We start from the raw sequence: 21,205 nt of genomic DNA, 5'->3' as shown, positions 1-21,205 counted from the left end.
ACTCACTAACTACGTTAAAAATTATTCATAGAGAACAACTCTATGTGTAATTTCGCCGTGTTATTGTGCTATTTTTTATCGCTATAATAGAACACTGATTTAATGCAATTGATATTAGTTAAGCCTTGAAAGCTCAGCATACTTAAAGTGGATAATATCCGTATACAAACTAAAAGAACTTTTTAATGGCAGATCAAAATCTCCTTAGTGAAATTAATAAACGACGCACCTTTGCTATCATCTCTCACCCAGATGCGGGTAAAACAACCATTACCGAAAAAGTATTGTTATTTGGGCAAGCTATTCAACGAGCCGGTACTGTAAAGGGCCGTGGTTCTAACCAGCATGCAAAATCTGACTGGATGGAAATGGAAAAAGAGCGTGGTATATCGGTTACTACTTCTGTAATGCAGTTTCCATATAACAACGCTTTGGTTAATTTACTTGATACACCAGGGCATGAAGACTTTTCTGAAGATACATACCGCACACTCACTGCGGTTGATTCATGTTTAATGGTTATTGATGCGGCAAAGGGTGTAGAAGACCGTACTCGTAAGTTAATGGAAGTAACACGCCTACGTACAACACCAATTGTTACGTTTATGAATAAATGTGACCGTGAAATTCGCGACCCGATGGAAGTGCTAGACGAAGTTGAAACGGAGCTAAATATTGCCTGTGCTCCAATTACTTGGCCAATAGGCTGTGGTAAGGACTTTAAAGGTGTTTATCACATCCATAACGATGAAGCGATTTTATACAAATCAGGCCAAGGTCATAAAATACAAGAAGTACGTACCATTAAGGGCCTTGATAACCCTGAGCTAGATATTGCTATTGGCGAAGATTTGGCTGTGCAATTGCGTGATGAGCTAGAACTTGTTATTGGCGCATCAAACGAATTTGATTTAGAGCTGTTTTTAGCGGGTGAACTTTCACCTGTTTATTACGGTACTGCACTAGGTAACTTTGGCGTTGACCACGTGTTAGATGGTTTAACTAAATGGGCACCAACGCCACTGCCTCGCGAAACAGAAGACAGACTTATTGTTGCAACCGAAGAAAACTTTACTGGTTTTGTATTTAAAATTCAGGCCAACATGGACCCTAAACACCGTGACCGTATTGCATTTATGCGTATTGTATCGGGTAAGTACAGCCAAGGCATGAAAATGAATCATGTGCGAATTGGCAAGCAAGTGAGTATTTCTGATGCGGTAACCTTTATGGCGGGCGACCGTGAACGCGCAGCTGATGCCTACGCGGGCGACATTATTGGTTTGCATAACCACGGTACCATTCAAATTGGTGATACGTTCACGCAAGGCGAAAAACTTAAGTTTAGTGGTATTCCTAACTTCGCGCCTGAATTGTTTCGTCGTATTCGTCTTCGCGATCCACTTAAGCAAAAGCAATTATTAAAAGGCTTAGTACAGCTTTCTGAAGAAGGGGCTGTGCAGGTATTTAGACCGCTTATAAACAACGATTTAATTGTAGGCGCGGTAGGTGTACTTCAGTTTGATGTAGTTGTAGCGCGCTTAAAAGCCGAATATAACGTAGATGCTATTTACGAAGGTGTAAACGTAAATACAGCGCGTTGGGTAAGCTGTGACGATGTTAAAAAGTTTGAAGACTTTAAGCGTAAGTGCGAAAGTAATTTAGCGCTCGATGGTGGCGATAACTTAACTTACATTGCGCCGAGCCGTGTAAATCTTAACTTATCAGTGGAGCGTTACCCTGAGGTAACATTTAACCACACTCGCGAAAACTAGAATTAACTTATCAGAATTAAAGAAAGCCTGCTTTGGCGGGCTTAAAAAGGTAAAAATATGAATATTCGTACTATTTTAATCGAAAAAGCCATTGCTGCTATGGCGGGTGCAGGCTTACCCGAAGATACAAACCCAGCAGTAACGCAAAGCACACGTCCACAATTTGGTGATTACCAAATTAATGCAGCTATGGGCGCGGCTAAAAAAATGAAAAGCAACCCACGTGAACTTGCACAAAAAATTATAGATAACCTTGATGTAAGCGATATTGCTCAAAAGACTGAAATAGCGGGCCCTGGTTTTATTAATATTCATTTAAAGCCTGAGTTTTTAGCACAAAGCGTTAAAGCAGCTAACAGTGATGCAAAGCTTGCTGTAAATGAGCACGCTAACCCACAAAAAGTGGTTGTTGATTACTCATCTCCAAACCTTGCTAAAGAAATGCACGTAGGTCATTTACGTTCAACCATTATTGGTGACTCAATTGTACGTGCGCTTGAATTTAGAGGCGACACGGTTGTACGTCAAAATCACATGGGTGATTGGGGCACACAATTTGGTATGTTAATCGCGCATTTAGAAGATCAAATTAGCCAAGGCGTTGATTTAGATTCTGTAGCACTTGCTGATTTAGAAACGTTTTACCGCGACGCTAAAAAACGCTTTGACGACGAAGAAGGCTTTGCAGATAAAGCACGTGACTACGTTGTTAAATTACAAGGTGGCGATGCGCATTGTGAAAAACTGTGGAAACTATTTATAGCAACCTCAGTTAAGCACTCTGAAGAAGTATACAAACGTTTAAATGTAACGCTTACTCAAGCCGATATTATGGCTGAAAGCGCATACAACGCAGAACTTAACGATATTATTAGCCTACTTAAAGATAAAAACATTGCTGTAGAGTCACAAGGCGCGCAAGTTGTATTTTTAGAAGAGCTAGCTAACAAAGATGGCGAGCCATCAGCGTTTATCGTACAAAAATCTGGCGGAGGTTTTTTATATGCAACTACCGATTTAGCAGCATGTGATTATCGTTCAAATAAATTAGGTGCTGATCGCATCTTAATTTTTGTAGATGCACGTCAAAATCTACACTTTAATCAAGTAGAGCTAACAGCGCGTAAAGCGGGTTTATTACGAGACGAAACAAGTTACGAGTTTTGCCCGTTTGGCACCATGATGGGCGCCGATAATAAACCATTTAAAACACGTACTGGCGGCACAGTAAAACTTGCTGACTTATTAGAAGAATCAATTAACCGTGCCGCAACAAAACTAGCTGAACGTGAGTCTGATTTAAGTGATTCTGAGCGCAGCGAAATTGCCCGTAAAGTAGGTATTGGCGCAGTTAAATACGCTGACCTTTCTAAGCACCGTACCAGCGATTACATTTTTAACTGGGACAGCATGCTAAGCTTTGAAGGCGCAACCGCTCCTTACTTACAATATGCTTATACACGTATACGCAGTATTTTCCGTAAGTCAGGCGTTGATGCAGCTACATTAAATTCAGACGTTACAATTGTTGAGCCTCAAGAAAAAGCGCTAGCACTTAAGCTACTACAGCTTGAAGAAGTACTTGATTTAATGATCAGTGAAGCAACACCGCACGTACTATGTGGTTACTTATATGAGCTAGCAAGCTTATACATGACATTTTATGAAGCCTGCCCAGTACTAAAAGAGGGTGTAGAGCCAAATGTACGTGATAGCCGCTTAGTGCTGTGTAATTTGGTTTCTAAAACACTAGAAACGGGATTAGACTTACTAGGCATCGAAGTCATGGATCAAATGTAATCACCTTCTGCAGCGTGTAGTTCGCTTTGACTGCGTTGTCGTGCTTTTTTAGCCTAAGTCACATACTAAATGTATGCTCCTTGGCATAAAAAAGCACTCCGTCTTGTCAGCACTTCTACACTTGCAGATATCTGAGCTGTGTAGTTTACGTTGTAGGTTGGGTTGAGTGAAACGAAACCCAACGATACATCTGAGACTCGATATTTGTTATTACTCAACATCTAATGTTTTAAGCTCGCTACTCTAAGCTCTTCTCTAAGGCTTTATTTAAAGGACTTGTTATGAAACTCGAAGATATCCGTCGTGAATACCTGCAAGACGCGTTAAGCGAAGATAACTTGCAAGATGATCCGTTTAAGCAGTTTGAAACGTGGCTTGAGCATGCGGTAGCAAGCAAACTACCCGATCCTACTGCAATGGTTGTAGCAACCGTTGATGAAACTGGTCAACCTTCACAGCGTATTGTGCTTTTAAAACATTTAGATGATAACGGGTTTGTGTTTTTTACTAATACCGGCTCGCGTAAAGCGCAAGAGCTTAAAGGTAATAATAAAATTTCCTTGCACTTTCCGTGGCACCACATGGAACGCCAAGTTATTGTCTATGGCGAGGCTAAACCATTACCTACATCTGCTGTGGCAAAGTACTTTTTATCTCGTCCTAAAGAAAGCCAATTAGCCGCGTGGGCATCAGCGCAAAGTCGTCCGGTGTCATCACGTAAAGTACTCATGGAAACCTTTGCCAATATGAAAAATAAATTTGCTAAGGGTGAAATTCCACTCCCTGATTTTTGGGGCGGATATTGTGTAGTACCCACTAAAATCGAGTTTTGGCAAGGTGGCGCGCATCGTTTGCACGACCGTTTTATGTATCAGCGCCAAGCAGATAATAGCTGGCAAATTACACGCTTAAACCCTTAATAAATCGATGAGTAAGTAACCGTGCAATTTATTGACTCTCATTGCCACCTCGACTTTAGCGAGTTTGATTCGAATCGTGAATCGCTCATAAACGAGTGTGTAGCAAAGGGAGTTAATCAGTTTATTGTGCCAGGTATTACGCTTGCTCAATCGCGTACTCTCATAAAGCTCAAAGCAACCTATCCAAGTATAAAAATAGCCGCAGGGTTACATCCTTATTTTTTAGAACAACATCAAGAATCGCACATTGAAGCGCTATATGAATTCGCGACTGCAAATAAGCATCAGCTTGTGGCTATTGGAGAATGTGGGCTTGATAGAAGTATTGAAAACTTGGCTAAACAAACTTTTTTGTTTGAGCAGCAAATAGAGCTATCAAACAAGCTTAACTTGCCAATCATTGTGCACCATAGGCAAAGCCATGATTTAATTGCGCAATCGTTTAAACGTTGTAAGCCAAAAAATGGGGGAGTGATTCATGCATTTTCAGGTTCAATCCAACAAGCGCAGTATTATATTAAGCAGGGCTTTAAGCTAGGAGTAGGCGGTGTTATTACCTATGAGCGGGCAGCTAAAACACGCGCCGTTATTGCTGCTATCGAGCCAGAGAACTTAGTGCTAGAAACAGATTCTCCCTCAATGCCCTTAAGCGGCTATCAAGGTGAAGTTAACACGCCATTGCATATACCCGATGTGTTTAATGCATTGTGTGATTTAAAGTCACTCAGTAAGAGAGATACGCTTGCAAAATGCCTTTATGATTCTTGCTCAGATGTTTTTCGGATATAACGACTTACCTGCCAACTTTTTAATCCACGCCCTAATTGCCACGTAAAAATACAGGCAATCACTAGCATTAATAGTACTTGGCGACCTAAGTCATGAAAATGGCTATGACTTTGCGCTATGGCTGAGCGGGTTAAATAAGTGACTGACACAAATCCAAGTGGACGGTCGTCATCGCTAACTACGGGCTCTACAAAAGGGGTTTTTAATTTACTAATGCCAGGGGTTGAATCAGGAAGTTGGCCAAAAATATGGTGCGATTGCCAATTATCGCTACTGGCTATTAAAATGCCTTGCTGATCGTAAATAGTGGCTGAAAGTACAAACTCGTCTTTGCTTATATCGTTACAAATAGCATTAAGCTGTGGTTTGTTTTTTTCGATAAGAGGTGTTTTAACATTTAAGGCCATAAATTGAGTCAGGCTTTTGGCTGTGCTATCGGCGCTATCGTAAAGTAACTGATGGCTTTGAAAACTACTGTTTACACCCACCCAGCTTAGTAATACAAAACAGGCAGCCGCAAGAAATAAACGCACAAGTCGCTTTTTTTGAGATGCCGAGATTGGATTTTTAAGATGGTTATTTTTCATAGTCACCGTATATGCTACTGACAGGATTTTAATTTGATGTTACAACTACTACTATAACCTTAAATCCTACCTGATGGCGAATTTAGCGCTAATAATACCTAACATCAATTAGTTTTATATCAGGATAATAAAAATAAACACGGAGATCCCATGTCGAAAACAAGCATGGCACAGCCCAATGCTGAGCAATCACTATCAACGCTCACATTAAATCAATGGTTTAGTTATCAAGACACCACCTTTTTGCCACTCAATGGTACTCCAAATAGGCAGCGTGGGCTATTTAGTATTGCATTCGCAGGGGATTTTAATAGTGAAAAAATCCAATTGATTGCAGGATTTTTAGCTAAGCATAATCAAGGTGTTACAGCACTATGCCAATATCAGCCTGATTTAGAGTTAGCACCCGCATTGTGCTTTTATAGCCAAGATGCAAATCAAGCTATAAACCCATTAGTGCTACAAGCGCTCTCAAAAACCTTAGAGTGTCAGCTTGTACAAGTTAATACACCGCCTAACTTATATGAGCCTGGCTTATTGGTTATGGATATGGATTCAACAGCGATTACGATTGAGTGCATTGATGAAATAGCACGCTTGGCAAATGTATACGATGACGTTGCGTCAGTTACTGCGCTTGCAATGGCGGGTAAGCTTGATTTTAGCGAAAGCTTAAATCAACGAGTGGCTAAGCTTGAGGGTATTGAAAAAAGCTTAATTGAAGAATTAAAAGACTCACTCCCTTTAATGCCCGGTATTAAAGCATTATGCCAAATTTTAAAGCAGCACAACTGGTATTTAGCAATAGCATCTGGTGGTTTTGTACCGTTTGCAGAGCGAGTGCAAGAGTTGATTAGCTTAGATGAAGTACATGCAAATACACTTGAGTTTAAGAATAATAAATTAACGGGTAAAGTGCTTGGCACAATTGTGGATGCGCAGCAAAAAGCGGTGATTTTAGAGTCATTGCAGCAAAAGCTAGGGCTTATAAAAACGCAAACCGTGGCTATTGGTGACGGCGCGAACGATTTAGTGATGATGGCTAAAGCGGGTTTAGGTGTTGCAGTGCATGGCAAGGCTAAAGTAGTTGAACAAGCTCAAGCGGCTATTTGCCAAGGATCGTTATTACAACTGTTGTATATGTTGGCGATTCCGCTTAATGAAGAGCCAAAAATTTAGACTAATCTCAGCCCTTAATAGTAAATATCTTAACGAGATTTTAGATTAAATAAATTAGCCTTGTATCCACTGAAAAGTATTGGTATGGAAAAATAGACAAGGCCAGCATGTTTTGCTAAAAGGGTTAAATCGCTTAGCGTAAGCGGTTTAACCACATGAGTTTACGACGTCCCATTTGTTCAACTTCTTGCTGATTAAGGTCTAAATGGCCAAGCGCTTCCTCCGTAATATCTACTATGTCACCTACACCAGTCACAGACCATAATGCATCCTCTAATTCCTTTGCTTTGTGAATAGCGTAATGAGTTACATACTTAAGCTCATTAGATAAATAATCAGTATCGGGACGACCGGTGCGAGATATAAATAAGCGCATAACGAAAATAAGCTCAGATTTAATGCCACTTTTTATCTGCTTTAAGCTTTTTTGATAATCATCGCCTAGTATACACTGGCTTGTAATTGCATCTTCAATGTTGCTAACGCGAGGATTAAAATTAATAACAAGGGTAAATGGTAAAGGCGGATCTTTTCGGCTGCGATCTTTTATATTGGGGGTAATAACATTAAAAAGATCTTCTTTACTTAATATGCTCGAAAAGTCTGTTTTATTATTTAATAGACCAAAATTTTGCAAAATTGTATGTAGTGGGCTTGCGTATAAGCCAAAACCTACGGCGCCAATTTTAAAATGAGCTGCTTCTTTATTTAGATATAACGGAAATTGGCAAATACTTTTTGTCACCATATTTCTTAAGGCGGTAGAAATGCCTTCAACTTCAGGAGCTTCTTCGGATATTTTTAACTTATCTTTATTTTTTTCAATTAGCTGGGTGAAAAAGCCAACCCCAGTATGCTCTGCATCAGCCTCCTCATTTGCTTTTAAATTTAATGTGACGAGTGTTTTTCCAACGGCCATAACTTCATATTTTAATTCTTTTAGATTATAGTTTTTCGTTATTTTTTGTAGTTCAGGAAATGAGAGTAGCGCAATATCACCTTTACTAAATGTGGTCGATTGTTTGCATTCTAGCTGCAAACCCATCACTGAAAAATCCCGAGTATGGCCATCAATTGTCACACCATTAATATTTACTTCCACAGACGTTTTGTATAAATAGCGTTTTTGTGAGCGCAAATTTATATACTCCAGGGCGACGGTATCTAAATGTGGAGGAACTTTGTGCTTAGTATGCCCAAATAACTTTAGTTGATTAACAAGAGACTTATCGTAATTCGTTCTTTGGTAATTATGTTTTTCAATGGTATTACCAACACTTGTTAGCACAACTAAATATTTAACGTTTTTTATAAGGCCCTCAACACGTGGGATAGGTGGGCGATTTAGTTTTGCAATGTTTGCGCTTACGCTATTTGGCAGAGATAAAGGGATATATGAGTCGCTTGGATGACTTGGCATTATTTGAATTTTAAAGCATTGCCAATTTTCTTTTTGACTACCTAGGCCAAAAAATAATTTTTTTAGTTCAGAATTAGTATTAAGTTCGCTGCGGGTGGCAGAGTAATAATAAATTTTCCCAGATACGATATGCGTAAAAGTGTAAAGATAATCTTCTTTTATAGCCGTAGGTTGAGTAAGCAGTTTTTTAATGCGCTTGTGGTTAAGCACGCTATACAAACATGACGCTTTTCTTTCGTCAGTAAAGTATCGTTGAATAAAAATGTTGTTTTCAGTGGTTAAACTCAGGCTTGGGTAATACTGTTCATCTTTTTTACTTAAAAATACATATAACGACGTTACACGTGGAATATAAAACTGCTCATAGCCTTTAGAAACTACCGCATCAAGTGTGTTATCTAGATTAACTTTATAGCGACGTTTATTTCCGTTGATAAAGCTGTTTAAAAAGTTATCGAAGGTATCGTTTTTTTCTATATAGGTACGCTTTAATCGAACATGATTAAATTCAGGAGAGGTATTTTCAATAGCAACAACTTCATATTGGATGCCATTTTTTAAACCTAGCTCAAAATCTTGTTCAAGGCCAACCAGGCGCATTGCTATAAGCTGACCTTTTCTTATAATATTTTCAGTGGCAAGCTTTACCTTACAGCCACTTAAGGAAATATCAGAGGTACTAGCAGAAATATTTTTCTTATCATTATATTCAATCGTAACTTTAATTGAATAATTCATCCGCTCTTCGCAACGGCTTTCGTAAGAGGCAAATTTAACTACATCGGTGCTTAGCAGGCTATCTAGTACTTGCTGTTGTTCTTTATCTTGTGTATCCCGATTGTGGTTTCTTGTGCTCAGTACCGCCTCGTAAACAGCCAAAGTATATTCACCGTATTGTTTTAAGGCTTTTTCAAACGCTTCAATAGCAGCATCATCCATGAAGTGCTGTTTACCATTATGCTCGTAAGGTTTTACTAACCCGCTAACCGAACCTCGTAAGTCAATAAAGCGGGCAACAGGCTGAGATAAACGCGACATTTCCATTTTAATTAAAAACTGTTCAGGTTTGGTTAGCCCTGTTGTTTTCGATTTGAAAATTAGGTCGAACTTAGTATTACCTAAATATTGTTTCAGCTCATTCACAAGGTCTTCGTGCTTGAGTAATATGTCATCAGCCATTTATAAAACCATCACCGTCTAATTTAAAAGTAGGTATACTGAGAAGCTAATTTATTAGAAAATTAATTAACGTAAATCGCACCTTTATTAATACAGGTATGATTATTTGAGTAATTGTAATTTAGCTCTTGTTATTATGTGTTATGCGCCATTTTATTGGCAAGTTACTTTAAACCATTTCTAAAGCAATAAGTATGCCCTAAATTAGAGAAAAAAAGAAAACAGCATTTGCATGCAATAATTGTTGTGTTGAGTCTTGTAACAACAAGAGTATGTTACTAAGCAAGAGTTTGAAATGCTAAAGTAGGTATTTAATAGTAAATATTTAAAAAATTTAAAAAATAGTAGGTAAGGTTATTAATGGCAAAAGCGGCAAAAGTAGAGTTTGTTTGTACTGAATGTGGTATGAATTACCAGCGGTGGCAAGGGCAATGCCGTTGTGGTGCATGGAATACATTAGCAGAATTTAAACCCTCAGCAGGGCAAAGTAAAAAATCATCAGTAAGAGCCAGTGTTGCAGGTTACGCTGGTGGAATTGGTGGCGGCTCTAAAAAAATTAATGATATTGCGACATCTGAAGCTGAAAAACAGCTAACTGAAATAGGTGAACTCGATCGTGTTTTAAGCGGAGGTGTAACAACGGGATCGGTTAATATTATATCGGGCGATCCTGGTGCAGGTAAAACAACCTTACTATCAGATTTAGTTGCCAGAATGTCACAACGTATGCCGTCTCTTTACTGTACGGCTGAGGAGTCTTTATCGCAGTTTAAAAACAGAGTAAATCGTTTAAAACTAAATTATAACGCTGATGAACTGTATTTACTTTCAGAAACTAGCGTTGAAACGATAATTGAAGAGCTCGATAAAAATAAAATTAAATTTGCAGTTATTGACTCTATTCAAGCGGTTGTAACGGATACTGCAAATGGTAGTCCAGGCTCGCCTTCACAAGTGAAAAGCGCTGCTCAGGCATTAACTCAATACTGTAAGCAAAATGATGTCACTATGTTCATCATTGCTCATGTAAATAAAAATAATGAAATAGCCGGCCCGCAAACGCTGGTGCACATAGTAGATGCGCTTTTACATATTGACACTAATGATGGGCAAATTCGAACGCTTCGTGCAAATAAAAACCGCTTTGGTGATATTGATACGGTGGGCATTTTTAAAATGTGTGAACGCGGTATGTTAAGCGTTGATAACCCAAGTGAAATTTTCTTATCAGGATCAACGACCGACTCACCAGGCTCCACAATTACCTGTATTCGTAAAGGTAATCGTAATTTATTGCTCGAAATTCAATGTTTAACCACCGAAACCGAGGCGGAATTTCCACAGCGTGTGTGCGTTGGTTTAAATATGAACCGCATAAAAATGCTGACTGGTATATTACGCAAGCACACTAAAACTAAAATATTTCATGATACATTTTTTAATATTGTGGGTGGTTTAAGAATTGATGAAACAGAAACTTGTATTGATTTAGCGCTAGTTACCGCACTGCTTAGTAGCTTGAATGAATTTGTCGTGCCTCGTACTACGTGTATCATGGGGGAGCTTAGCTTAAATGGCGATGTACGCCCAATTGATAGCGGTGTACCGCGTGTTAAGGAAGCGGCGCAGCATGGGTTTACTGAAATATTTATTCCATTTCGTAATTATCATAAATCGATGGAAGGACTGGGCGCTAAAATCACCCCAGTAAAAACAGTGCATGAGCTACTTAGCCTAATTAATTAACACTTAACCGATAATGTTCTCAATGTTATTCTTGAGCTGAGTTGGTTTATATAAAGAATAGAATAAGGAAATAAAATGAAAAAATTAGTTATAGCTGTCGCTATTATTGCAGCCGGTATTGGTGGCGTAAGTTACGCAAATTACGTGGCAACGCAAGAAGTTCGCACAGAAGTAGATAAACAACTAGCTTTAGTTACTGAGCAAACAGGTGCTACGTTTAAGTATACAGAGCTGTCGGCCAGTGTCATTTCTAAAAGTGTGGAAATTATTAATATGGAAGTTACGAGCCCAGAGGGTGATAACGTGGCGCATATTCAAAGCATTGAATTGACTGGTTATGAAACAGATAAAATTTCACCGTATACATCACTGGATGTAAAAAGCTTTCAATTTAATAAAGACTTCGTAGCGAAGCTACCAGCAGATACAAATACAATGTTAGCATCGGCAAGTTACGATTTACACTCGTCATTAGATTATGATGAAAACTCAGGCGACAGTGATATCGTTATTAAGCTTGATGCAAAAGATATTGTTAGTTTTAATATGGATGTTGGATTGGCGAATTCTAAAGCGCTAATGGATGCATCTCTTGCGATCAATAAAACACAGCAAGAAGCAGATAATGAATCGTTTTCTTATGAGCAACAGTTACAAGAACAAACGCTAATTATGCAAGCTATCAGTAAGCTAGAGCCTCGCAGTATGAATTTTACCTTAAATGATCAAGGTGATCTTAAAGCTCTATTAGAAAGCGAGCTTAAAAAGCAGGGCATGACGTTAGAGCAAATGCAGATGATGGTTGAACAGCAGCTACAACAGGCCCCTGTAACCCCAGAAATAGCACAAGCAATCATTGGCTTTGTGAAAGGGCTAAACTCATTTTCTATGTCAGCAAAATTACCAGAAGGGAAAACGATGATTGAAGTGAATCAACAAATAATGATGTTAGTGGGCCAACCTGAAGAGCTGGTTAAGTTTATTAACTTAGAAGTTAAAGGTAGTTAACCAAGCTAATTAAAGATAAGTATTTAATTATGTATCTATAACAAAGGCGTCAATTGGCGCCTTTGTTATTTTAAGTTATTAACCTGAGTTCAGGTTAATTAGTAATTTTGATCGCCAAAACAACTTACTTTAATAATATTGGTGATTATTTGTTGTGATGGTTTTATTTTTTCCATTGCTAAAAATTCGTCAGGTTGATGTGCTTGGTTAATTGAGCCTGGCCCCATTACAATAGTTTCACACCCTAGTTGCTGAATAAAAGGTGCTTCAGTGCAATAATTTACTGCAATGGCTTTTTGCCCTGCTACTTTTTCAGCTAATATCACCAAAGCACTGTCGGTGCTGCCAGTAAAGGCGGGGATCGGCTCGTGTAGATCAATTACGCTGACCGCATTAGGGTATTGCTGATTAATCTCTTTGGTTGCGTCAAGTACTAATGCTTGCAACTCTTTCACACTTAGCCCTGGAAGCGGTCGCATATCTATATGCATTTCGCAGCAACCACAAATTCTATTCGCGTTGTCGCCGCCATGAATATTACCAAAATTTAATGTTGGGTAAGGTATTTCAAAATGTTCCAATGAATATTTATGCTTTAATTGCTCTTTTAAGATCAGTAACTTTGAAATGATTTTATGCATTACTTCGATGGCGTTAATACCACGTTCGGGATCGGAGCTATGCCCTGAACGTCCAATTACTCTAATTGCTGTACTCATATGTCCTTTATGTGTAAATACTGGAGTCATATCAGTCGGTTCGCCAATGATACAGCGCGCAGGTTTTAAATTTGGGTGCCTACAAATTTGTTGTGCACCGGCCATTGTAGTTTCTTCGTCGGCAGTGGCGAGTATTAAAATAGGTTGAGTTTGCTGTTTTTCATCAAGTTCACTAATAGCTTGTAGCACAAAAGCAAAAAAACCTTTCATATCAATGCTTCCCAGCCCGTATAATTTATTATCGAGTTCGGTAAGTTTAAATGGGTTGTGATTCCAGCGGCTATCATCAAACGGTACTGTATCGGTGTGACCCGCAAGCATTAGTCCTCCATCGCCTTTTCCGCGTCTGGCTAATAAATTATAGCGACCCTTAGCGCCTTCTAGTTCAATAATTTCACACGTAAAACCAAGTGTTTCGCACCATTGTGTAAGTAACTCAATGACGCTTTTATTACTCATACACTGGCTGTCTTCAATTGCACTGATAGAAGGAGCTGCAATCAATTGTTGATACATAGAAATAAACGATGGCAAAGGCATAAAAAATCCAAAATAAGTATTCAATTTAATTGCATAACAATATAAAAGTATTTATGATGAATATCAATTCACTTTTTAAGCATAAATATATTAAAAGTAACGTTATGAAAACAGTGCGACGATAATCAAAATTCATTAATAAAAGGCTGAATTAGCGCCAAGGCTAGTTTAAGCGAACATTATAGGTAAGTAATAACTAATTTTAAGATAACGAGATACAAATGAATGTAGTGATTATTGGCGCAAGTGGATACAGCGGCGCAGAGTTAGCAAGTTTAGTTGTTAAACACCCAAACTTAACGTTAACAGGCTGTTATGTATCTGAGGGTAGCTTAGATAAAAAAAAATTGCTGAGTGATTTATACCCAGAACATCTCGGCTTGCTTGACCTACCATTACTTCCTCTTAGTGAATCAGCTTTTCATGACATTCAAATTGGTGCTGATTATGTGTGTTTATGTACTGATCATAAAGTGAGTGTTGATTTAGCACCGCGTTTTTTAGCAATGAGTAAAAAGGTCTTTGATTTATCTGGCGGTTATCGCCTTGCGAGCAATGATGATTACGTTACCTACTATGGTTTTGAGCACAAACATCCTGAGTTATTAAATAAAGCTGCTTATGGTTTAGCTGAATGGAATGGCGATGCAATTGCTGAAGCTCAATTAGTTGCTGTGGCAGGGTGTTACCCTACAGCTGCACTTAATGCATTGAAACCCCTACAACAAGCAGGTTTGTTAAGCGAGCAACGTATTATCATTAATGCGGTGTCGGGTGTAACGGGTGCTGGGCGTAAAGCCAGTGTAGGTACTCATTTTTGTGAGGTATCACTTGCTCCTTATGGTTTATTTAACCACCGTCACGGTCCTGAAATTGAGCAACACCTTGGTCACCAAGTGTTATTTACGCCGCACTTAGGCAACTTTCCTCGTGGTATTTTAGAAACTATTTATGTGCAATTAAAACCAAATGTAACAAGTGTTCAGGTAAATCAAGCGTATCAAGTTCTTGCTAATGAACCTCTTATTCGTTTACTCGGCGATAAAATTCCATCCATTAAAGGCGTAACAAAGCAGCCCTATGTTGATATTGGTTGGCAGCAACAAGGGCAGCAGCTCATTGTAATAGCTGCAATTGATAATTTATTAAAAGGTGCTGCTGGACAAGCTTTGCAGTGCATCAATTTATCAATGAACTTAGATCACACTACGGGCTTAAAAGGACCGTTTTAAATGAGTAAAAAAACGTGGGTTATTAAACTCGGTGGTGCAGTACTTAATACAGAAAATGCAGCAAAAGCGTTGTTTGATGTACTCAATGAGCAAACAAATGATGAGTTTGTCATTGTGCATGGTGGTGGTGCACTTGTTGATACTTGGTTAAAAGGGGCTGGCTTTGCTAGTGCTAAACACCAAGGTTTGCGTATCAGCCCCGCAGATCAAATGCCTTATATAGTGGGTGCCCTTGCTGGTTGTGCAAATAAACAATTAATGGCTCAAGCTATTCGTACTGGTCATAAGCCTGTTGGTTTGAGTCTTTTCGAGGCGGGTGTTAGCGCTACACAAAAGTTAAAAGCGCTTTGCTTAGTGGGTAAATGCACAAGCAATGACGATTCTATTGTTAACGATTTACTTAAACTTGGCCGCTTACCCATCGTTAGTTCTATTGGTTTTGATGAACAAGGGCTTTGGTACAACGTAAATGCTGATGAAGCTGCAGCAGCTATTGCGGGTAATTTAAATGCAGAACTTATATTTATGACTGATGTAGAAGCGGTGCTTGATGCTAATAAGCAGCCGTTACATCAACTTGACACAAAACACATTGATACTTTAATTACGGATGGAGTAATTGTGGGCGGGATGGAGGTCAAAGTTAAGACCAGTCTTCACGCTGCCCAACACTTACGACGCGGTGTGTATATTTCCAGCTGGCAAAAGCCAGAAAATTTAATTGCTTTGCTTGAGGGCAAGCACGTAGGAACTAAAATTACACCATAGGTTTATTATGTTTGAGAATTTTTTAACGGGTTTAGAATTAGACCAAGAAAGCGCACTTAATTTATTAAAGCTAGCGCAAGATATAAAAGCAAAGCCAGAAAAATACAGCAATGTATTAGCGGGAAAATCAATCGTAACATTGTTTGAAAAACAAAGTTTACGTACTCGTTTATCATTTGATATTGGTATAAATCGTTTAGGTGGTCATGCAGTTTATTTAGATCAGCAAAATGGTGCTATGGGCGCACGTGAATCAATTAAAGATTTCGCACTTAATATTTCTACTTGGGCTGACGGTATTGTGGCGCGTGTAAATCAGCACAGTACATTAGCTACGTTAGGTGAGTTCTCATCGGTACCTGTAGTAAATAGTTTGTGTGATTTGTATCACCCATGCCAAGCACTGGCTGATTTTTTAACGCTTCAAGAAGTACATGGCGATGTGAGTCAGCTTAAAGTTGCTTACTTAGGTGAAGGTAATAACGTGACTCATTCATTGATGTTACTTGCTGCTACTTTAGGTACTGACTTTGTTGCTGTAACACCAAAAGGGTGTTCGCCTGATTCACAAATACTTAAAAAAGCAGAGCAAATTGCAGCAATGAATGGTGCATCAGTGATGGTAAGTGACCGTGTTGAAGCAGCTGTTGGTGCAAACGTTGTATACGCAGATACATGGGTATCAATGGGTGATACAACACCGCTTGAGCAAGTTAAAGAAAAATATATGCCTTATCAATTAAATCAGGCATTACTAAATCAAACCGGTGCAACTACGGTTTTACATTGCCAACCGGCACACCGTGAATTTGAAATTACCTCTGAGGTAATGGATGGTCCAGCATCAAGAATTATTCAACAAGCAGAGAATCGCATGCATGCGCAAAATGCTCTGTTAGTGACATTACTAAATCCAAATTTTGTTAAGGAACACCTATGAGTTCAATTAAAAAAGTCGTTTTAGCCTATTCAGGTGGTCTTGATACGTCGGCTATTGTGCCATGGTTAAAAGAAAACTACGGCTGCGAAGTAATCGCGTTTGTAGCTGATGTAGGCCAAGGCGCAGAAGAACTTGAAGGCGTAGAAGCTAAAGCAATCGCCTCTGGTGCATCTGAATGTTACGTAGTTGACTTAAAAGATGAAATGGTAAGTGATTACATTTACCCAACACTTAAAACCGGTTCAATTTACGAAGGTACTTATTTATTAGGTACGTCTATGGCGCGTCCTATTATTGCTAAAGCACAGGTTGAAATTGCACGTAAAGTAGGTGCTGATGCACTTTCTCATGGTTGTACAGGTAAAGGTAATGATCAAGTTCGTTTTGAATCATGTTTTGCGGCCCTTGCCCCTGATTTAAAAGTAATTGCGCCATGGCGTGAGTGGGATTTATCCAGTCGTGAATCATTACTCGATTACTTAGCTGAGCGTGATATTCCCTGTTCAGCGTCAGCTGCAAAAATTTATAGTCGTGATGCCAATGCATGGCATATTTCGCACGAAGGTGGCGAACTTGAAGATCCATGGTGTCAACCCACAGAGCAAGTATGGACTTGGACTAACTCTCCAGAGCAAGCACCAGACAAATCAGAATTAGTAACATTAAAAGTTGTTGAAGGCGAAGTGGTTGCTGTAAATGGCGTCGAGCTTAAACCATACGATTGCCTAGTTAAATTAAACGATATTGCATCACCTCATGGTGTTGGACGTGTTGATATTGTAGAAAACCGTTTAGTGGGCATGAAGTCACGCGGTTGTTACGAAACGCCAGGCGGCACAGTCATTATGGCTGCACTTCAAGCAATTGATGAGCTAGTACTTGATAAAGCAAGCCGTAAATGGAAAGAAGTATTGGGTGGTGAATTTTCTCATTTAGTATACGACGGCCGTTGGTTTACACCACTTAAAGATTCTATTTTAGCCGGTGCAGAAGCGCTTTCTAAAGTGGCAACAGGTGAAGTGGTACTTAAGCTATATAAAGGTCAAGTAACTGCGGTTCAAAAGCAGTCACCAAATAGCTTATACAGCGAAGCATTTGCTACATTTGGCGAAGACGATGTGTACGACCAATCACACGCTGAAGGCTTTATTCGTTTATTTTCGCTTTCAAGCAGAATTTCAGCACTCGCTAAAAAGTAAATTATTACGCCCCTGTAAAAGGGGACTAAAGGGTTTGGAGATATTTCATGGCATTATGGGGCGGACGTTTTTCTACGGGTCCAGATGAGGCGTTTAAGCAATTTAACGACTCTCTTCCCTTCGATTATCAGTTAGCAGAGCAAGATATTATCGGCTCTGTGGCATGGGCTGGCGCACTTGAGCAAGTCAATGTGTTATCAAATGATGAACACAAAAAACTCGTTGCGGCATTGTATGAGTTACTTGAAGAAGTAAAAGGTGATCCACTCGCTGTAGCAACATCAGGCGCAGAGGATATTCATTCACATGTTGAGGCTGCATTAATCGAAAAAGTAGGTGATTTAGCTAAAAAATTACATACAGGCAGAAGCCGTAATGACCAAGTAGCGACAGACTTTAGATTATGGTGTAGAGATACAGCCGAGCATATTTTAAAAGCAATCGCACAATTAAAAGGTGAATTTGTAGCGCTTGCTGAGCGAGAACTCGGTACTATTTTGCCAGGTTACACTCATTTACAGCGCGCTCAACCAGTACTATTTAGTCACTGGTGTATGGCATACGTTGAAATGCTGGAACGCGACGAAAGCCGTTTACAAGACGCTAAAGCCCGTATGAACTATTGCCCGCTAGGCAGTGGCGCGTTGGCTGGCACTGCTTATCCAATTGATCGTCAAGCACTTGCGCAAGGTTTGGGTTTTACTGGTGCGACTAAAAATAGTCTTGATGGTGTATCCGATCGCGATTTTGTTGTAGAGTTATTAAGCTGTGCGTCAATTTCGATGATTCATTTATCGCGTATGTCTGAAGATTTGATTTTTTATAATTCGGGTGAAGCCGGCTTTATAGAACTTGCAGATAATGTGACGTCTGGTTCGTCTTTAATGCCACAAAAAAAGAATCCAGACGCACTCGAACTTATTCGCGGTAAAACGGGTCGTGTATTTGGTGCATTCAGTGCAATGATGATGACGCTAAAAGCACTTCCATTGGCTTACAACAAAGACATGCAAGAAGATAAAGAAGGCATTTTCGACGCGATGCCAACATGGCTTGCGTGTATTCATATGGCTCAAGCATGTATTAAAGGTATAAAAGTAAAAGGCGAGCGTACGCTTGCGGCTGCTAAAGGGGGTCATGCTAATGCAACAGAGCTGGCTGACTACCTTGTGGCTAAGGGCATACCCTTTAGGGAGGGGCATCACATTGTAGGTGTTTTAGTGCAGCTAGCTATTAGTGAAAATAAAACACTAGAAGCACTTTCGCTTGAACAGTACAAATCAGTAAATGATGTTTTTGAAGACGATGTATATCCGGTTTTAGAAATAGACGCATGTATAAAAGCCCGTCAAGCTTTTGGCGGCACATCGATGGTGCAAGTAACGGGGGCAATTAAAGCCGCCAAAAAAAAACAGCAAATAACGGTTCGTGATGCAAATCTAGATGATGTTGAGTCAATAGCTAAGCTCATTCAGCACTGGGCTACAGTAGGTGAAAACTTACCGCGTGCAAAAAGTGATATGGTGCATTCTATAAATGAATTTGCGGTTACTGAAATTAACGGTAGGGTAACAGGTTGCGCTTCTTTATATATTTACGATACGGGACTTGCTGAAATACGCTCATTAGGAATAGATCCACAAAGTACAGTAACAGGGCAAGGAAGGCAGTTAGTTGACCATCTATTAATAAAAGCCAAAAAATTGGCACTAAATAGAGTCATAGTGTTAACGCGTGTACCAGAATTTTTCGAAAAACAGTGTTTTACATTTTGTACAAAAGAGAGTTTGCCTGAAAAAGTAATGAAAGACTGTGAGCTTTGTCTTCGCAAAGATAATTGTGACGAAGTCGCAATGGAATATATTTTAAAGTTAAGTAAAAGTGCGGAGATCCCGTGTAAATACGTAGCTTAAATTCCCTAGATACAAAAGCGTACGGTTATCCCTGTGCGCTTTTATTCCAATTTGTTTAATTAAGTGATCTATTTTGAAGTAAGAAAATCTTGTTAATAGCAAGGCAAAGTTTCGTTATTTGGTTGTTCTCGGTCATTGCTCTGCATTCATTTACCAGCAATTTTTAAAGTAATTAACGCCAAGCTTAATCCTTCAAATTGATTCAGTATTAATGCAAATAGATATTATATACGTGTGACAGCAATTTTTATCCTTAATTTTCTGATGTCAAAAAAAATTGGCACACTGGTTGCTTTAATATAAACCAAGTAGCAAAAGTGGCTACTTAGACTAAAATATATAACGTGTTTAACGGTACAATGGTGTGATCAAAAGTTGCGCCAAATATAACTTTATAAGGAACAATCACATGCAAATTTCAAACAATAGCCAAGTACAGATGCAAGCATACAATAAAACGCAACAATTAAAGCCTGCAATGGAACAAACTGCTAGCCCTAAAACCCTACAGTCTGATACAGTAAGCATCTCTCAAGAAGCCATGGCTGCAGCTGGAACTGAACTTCAACGTGGTGGTGGAATAATACCTATTAAACCTAAATGATATATAAAGGCTATGGATGTTTTTAACTGAGTTTTTTGGCTTTTTTTCGTTATCCGCTCTCACAATGTGGGGTTTTCTAATGGCGTTCTTCTTTAATACCTTTGTTTATTCCCTTGGTGTAAAAAGAAATACAACCTTATTACTCAGTTCATTTATTATGATGCTCTCATACACAGTATCAGATTACTTCTTTACATGGTTATCGATAAAAACAACTGTTTTATTAGATTGGGCTATATATGATTTAATCACCATCGCTGTTCTTACTATGGCTTTTTTAATTATTAAGAAATCAACTCCCTCATTTTTATATTTAATTGTAGGTTTAACAATTAACTCCTCTTTATTTTTATCTATGTATGTAGATATGTATATATACAAAAACCAAGAACCTTGGTTTCTTTGGAATATATACACATTTTCAGTAAATATAATTGACCTGATGATGATTGTAGCTCTAATAACAGATAGAGATTTTTTAGGCCTTCACACACTTAAAAGTAAAATTGTTAGCCTTTTAAAACCTAAAAAAAACTACAAAAGGCTATAACTATCAGTATAGGTTGTGTTTGTATTTTTCAGCTAACTTGCAATAACTCACGATGAAAACTTATTACCTTGGGTACGGTAGTAGGATTAGGATGACACCCATTCTAATTATCACAGAGATCGTCAATTAGAACAAAAAGATAAGCCTATTTTATAAAAAAATGACAAGCGATTTGGCTGTAGAGTGCTTGGTTTCATTTAAATAAAAAGCGGAATGTTACGGCGGTAATCCTCCCAAGAAATAATAGATGCCAAATGTAGAATTTTCTCTTATTGTAAACACAGGAGAAAATTATGAAAAAAGCACATTTTACAGACAGTCTGATCGTCGCCAAGTT

The 21,205-nt window shown here is 38.8% G+C and carries 17 protein-coding genes; 14 read left to right on the top strand and 3 right to left on the bottom strand.

Annotated features, from left to right (window positions below; genetic code table 11):
* Window positions 1-185: 185 nt before the first annotated feature.
* From prfC to CWB66_RS08825, 4 genes are all read left to right on the top strand, one after another.
* The gene (gene prfC / locus CWB66_RS08840; protein ID WP_138585098.1) at window positions 186-1,775 is read left to right on the top strand and encodes a peptide chain release factor 3; all 1,590 of its coding nucleotides are present in this window, start codon (window positions 186-188) and stop codon (window positions 1,773-1,775) included.
* Between the two features lie 57 nt (window positions 1,776-1,832).
* A complete protein-coding gene (gene argS, locus CWB66_RS08835; RefSeq protein ID WP_138585097.1) occupies window positions 1,833-3,575 on the top strand; it encodes an arginine--tRNA ligase in 1,743 nt (580 codons plus the stop codon).
* 281 nt (window positions 3,576-3,856) lie between these two features.
* Window positions 3,857-4,495 (top strand): pyridoxamine 5'-phosphate oxidase, encoded by a 639-nt coding sequence (pdxH, locus tag CWB66_RS08830; protein ID WP_096793607.1) that lies wholly within the window; start codon window positions 3,857-3,859, stop codon window positions 4,493-4,495.
* A 21-nt stretch (window positions 4,496-4,516) separates the two neighbouring features.
* Window positions 4,517-5,284, top strand: coding sequence for a TatD family hydrolase (locus tag CWB66_RS08825; protein ID WP_138585096.1), 768 nt, complete (start codon window positions 4,517-4,519; stop codon window positions 5,282-5,284).
* On the opposite strand, the gene CWB66_RS08820 is transcribed toward CWB66_RS08825, so the two are convergent.
* On the bottom strand, window positions 5,251-5,871 hold the full coding sequence (locus CWB66_RS08820) for an AhpA/YtjB family protein (protein WP_096793605.1): 621 nt from the start codon (window positions 5,869-5,871) through the stop codon (window positions 5,251-5,253). The two genes, CWB66_RS08825 and CWB66_RS08820, sit on opposite strands and share 34 nt — an antisense overlap.
* Window positions 5,872-6,021: 150 nt before the next feature.
* On the opposite strand from CWB66_RS08820, the gene serB reads away from it, so the two are divergent.
* Window positions 6,022-7,050 (top strand): phosphoserine phosphatase SerB, encoded by a 1,029-nt coding sequence (gene serB / locus CWB66_RS08815; RefSeq protein ID WP_138585095.1) that lies wholly within the window; start codon window positions 6,022-6,024, stop codon window positions 7,048-7,050.
* Window positions 7,051-7,183: 133 nt separating this feature from the next.
* Here the strand turns inward: serB and CWB66_RS08810 are convergent, their stop codons facing one another.
* Window positions 7,184-9,649: a PilZ domain-containing protein gene (locus tag CWB66_RS08810; protein ID WP_138585094.1), complete on the bottom strand. Its 2,466-nt coding sequence runs from the start codon at window positions 9,647-9,649 to the stop codon at window positions 7,184-7,186.
* A gap of 360 nt (window positions 9,650-10,009) precedes the next feature.
* Between CWB66_RS08810 and radA the strand changes: the two genes are divergently transcribed.
* A complete protein-coding gene (radA, locus tag CWB66_RS08805) occupies window positions 10,010-11,395 on the top strand; it encodes a DNA repair protein RadA (RefSeq protein WP_138585093.1) in 1,386 nt (461 codons plus the stop codon).
* A 75-nt stretch (window positions 11,396-11,470) separates the two neighbouring features.
* A complete protein-coding gene (locus tag CWB66_RS08800) occupies window positions 11,471-12,403 on the top strand; it encodes an aq_1923 C-terminal domain (RefSeq protein WP_138585092.1) in 933 nt (310 codons plus the stop codon).
* A 98-nt stretch (window positions 12,404-12,501) separates the two neighbouring features.
* Here CWB66_RS08800 and argE read toward each other — a convergent pair whose 3' ends face one another.
* Window positions 12,502-13,662 (bottom strand): acetylornithine deacetylase, encoded by a 1,161-nt coding sequence (gene argE, locus CWB66_RS08795; protein ID WP_138585091.1) that lies wholly within the window; start codon window positions 13,660-13,662, stop codon window positions 12,502-12,504.
* A gap of 221 nt (window positions 13,663-13,883) precedes the next feature.
* On the opposite strand from argE, the gene argC reads away from it, so the two are divergent.
* The 7 genes from argC to CWB66_RS08760 all read left to right on the top strand — a co-directional run bounded on the left by argC (window position 13,884) and on the right by CWB66_RS08760 (window position 20,868).
* Window positions 13,884-14,894, top strand: coding sequence for an N-acetyl-gamma-glutamyl-phosphate reductase (gene argC, locus CWB66_RS08790; protein WP_138585090.1), 1,011 nt, complete (start codon window positions 13,884-13,886; stop codon window positions 14,892-14,894).
* Complete coding sequence (gene argB / locus CWB66_RS08785) at window positions 14,895-15,662, top strand: acetylglutamate kinase (protein WP_138585089.1); 768 nt, start codon at window positions 14,895-14,897, stop codon at window positions 15,660-15,662.
* A gap of 7 nt (window positions 15,663-15,669) precedes the next feature.
* Window positions 15,670-16,602 carry an ornithine carbamoyltransferase gene (locus CWB66_RS08780; protein WP_138585088.1) on the top strand — a complete coding sequence of 311 codons (933 nt, stop codon included), beginning with the start codon at window positions 15,670-15,672 and terminating at the stop codon, window positions 16,600-16,602.
* The gene (locus CWB66_RS08775; RefSeq protein ID WP_138585087.1) at window positions 16,599-17,801 is read left to right on the top strand and encodes an argininosuccinate synthase; all 1,203 of its coding nucleotides are present in this window, start codon (window positions 16,599-16,601) and stop codon (window positions 17,799-17,801) included. The genes CWB66_RS08780 and CWB66_RS08775 overlap by 4 nt, the downstream gene beginning before the upstream one ends.
* Window positions 17,802-17,848: 47 nt before the next feature.
* The gene (argH, locus tag CWB66_RS08770; RefSeq protein WP_138585086.1) at window positions 17,849-19,714 is read left to right on the top strand and encodes an argininosuccinate lyase; all 1,866 of its coding nucleotides are present in this window, start codon (window positions 17,849-17,851) and stop codon (window positions 19,712-19,714) included.
* Window positions 19,715-20,123: 409 nt separating this feature from the next.
* On the top strand, window positions 20,124-20,318 hold the full coding sequence (locus tag CWB66_RS08765) for a hypothetical protein (RefSeq protein ID WP_138585085.1): 195 nt from the start codon (window positions 20,124-20,126) through the stop codon (window positions 20,316-20,318).
* Between the two features lie 16 nt (window positions 20,319-20,334).
* Window positions 20,335-20,868, top strand: a complete 534-nt coding sequence (locus CWB66_RS08760; protein WP_138585084.1) for a hypothetical protein — start codon at window positions 20,335-20,337, stop codon at window positions 20,866-20,868.
* The last annotated feature ends 337 nt before the right edge of the window (window positions 20,869-21,205 follow it).

Source organism: Pseudoalteromonas sp. S558, from assembly GCF_005886635.1.
GTDB lineage: Bacteria > Pseudomonadota > Gammaproteobacteria > Enterobacterales > Alteromonadaceae > Pseudoalteromonas > Pseudoalteromonas aliena.
This window is presented reverse-complemented; position numbering and strand designations above follow the sequence as displayed.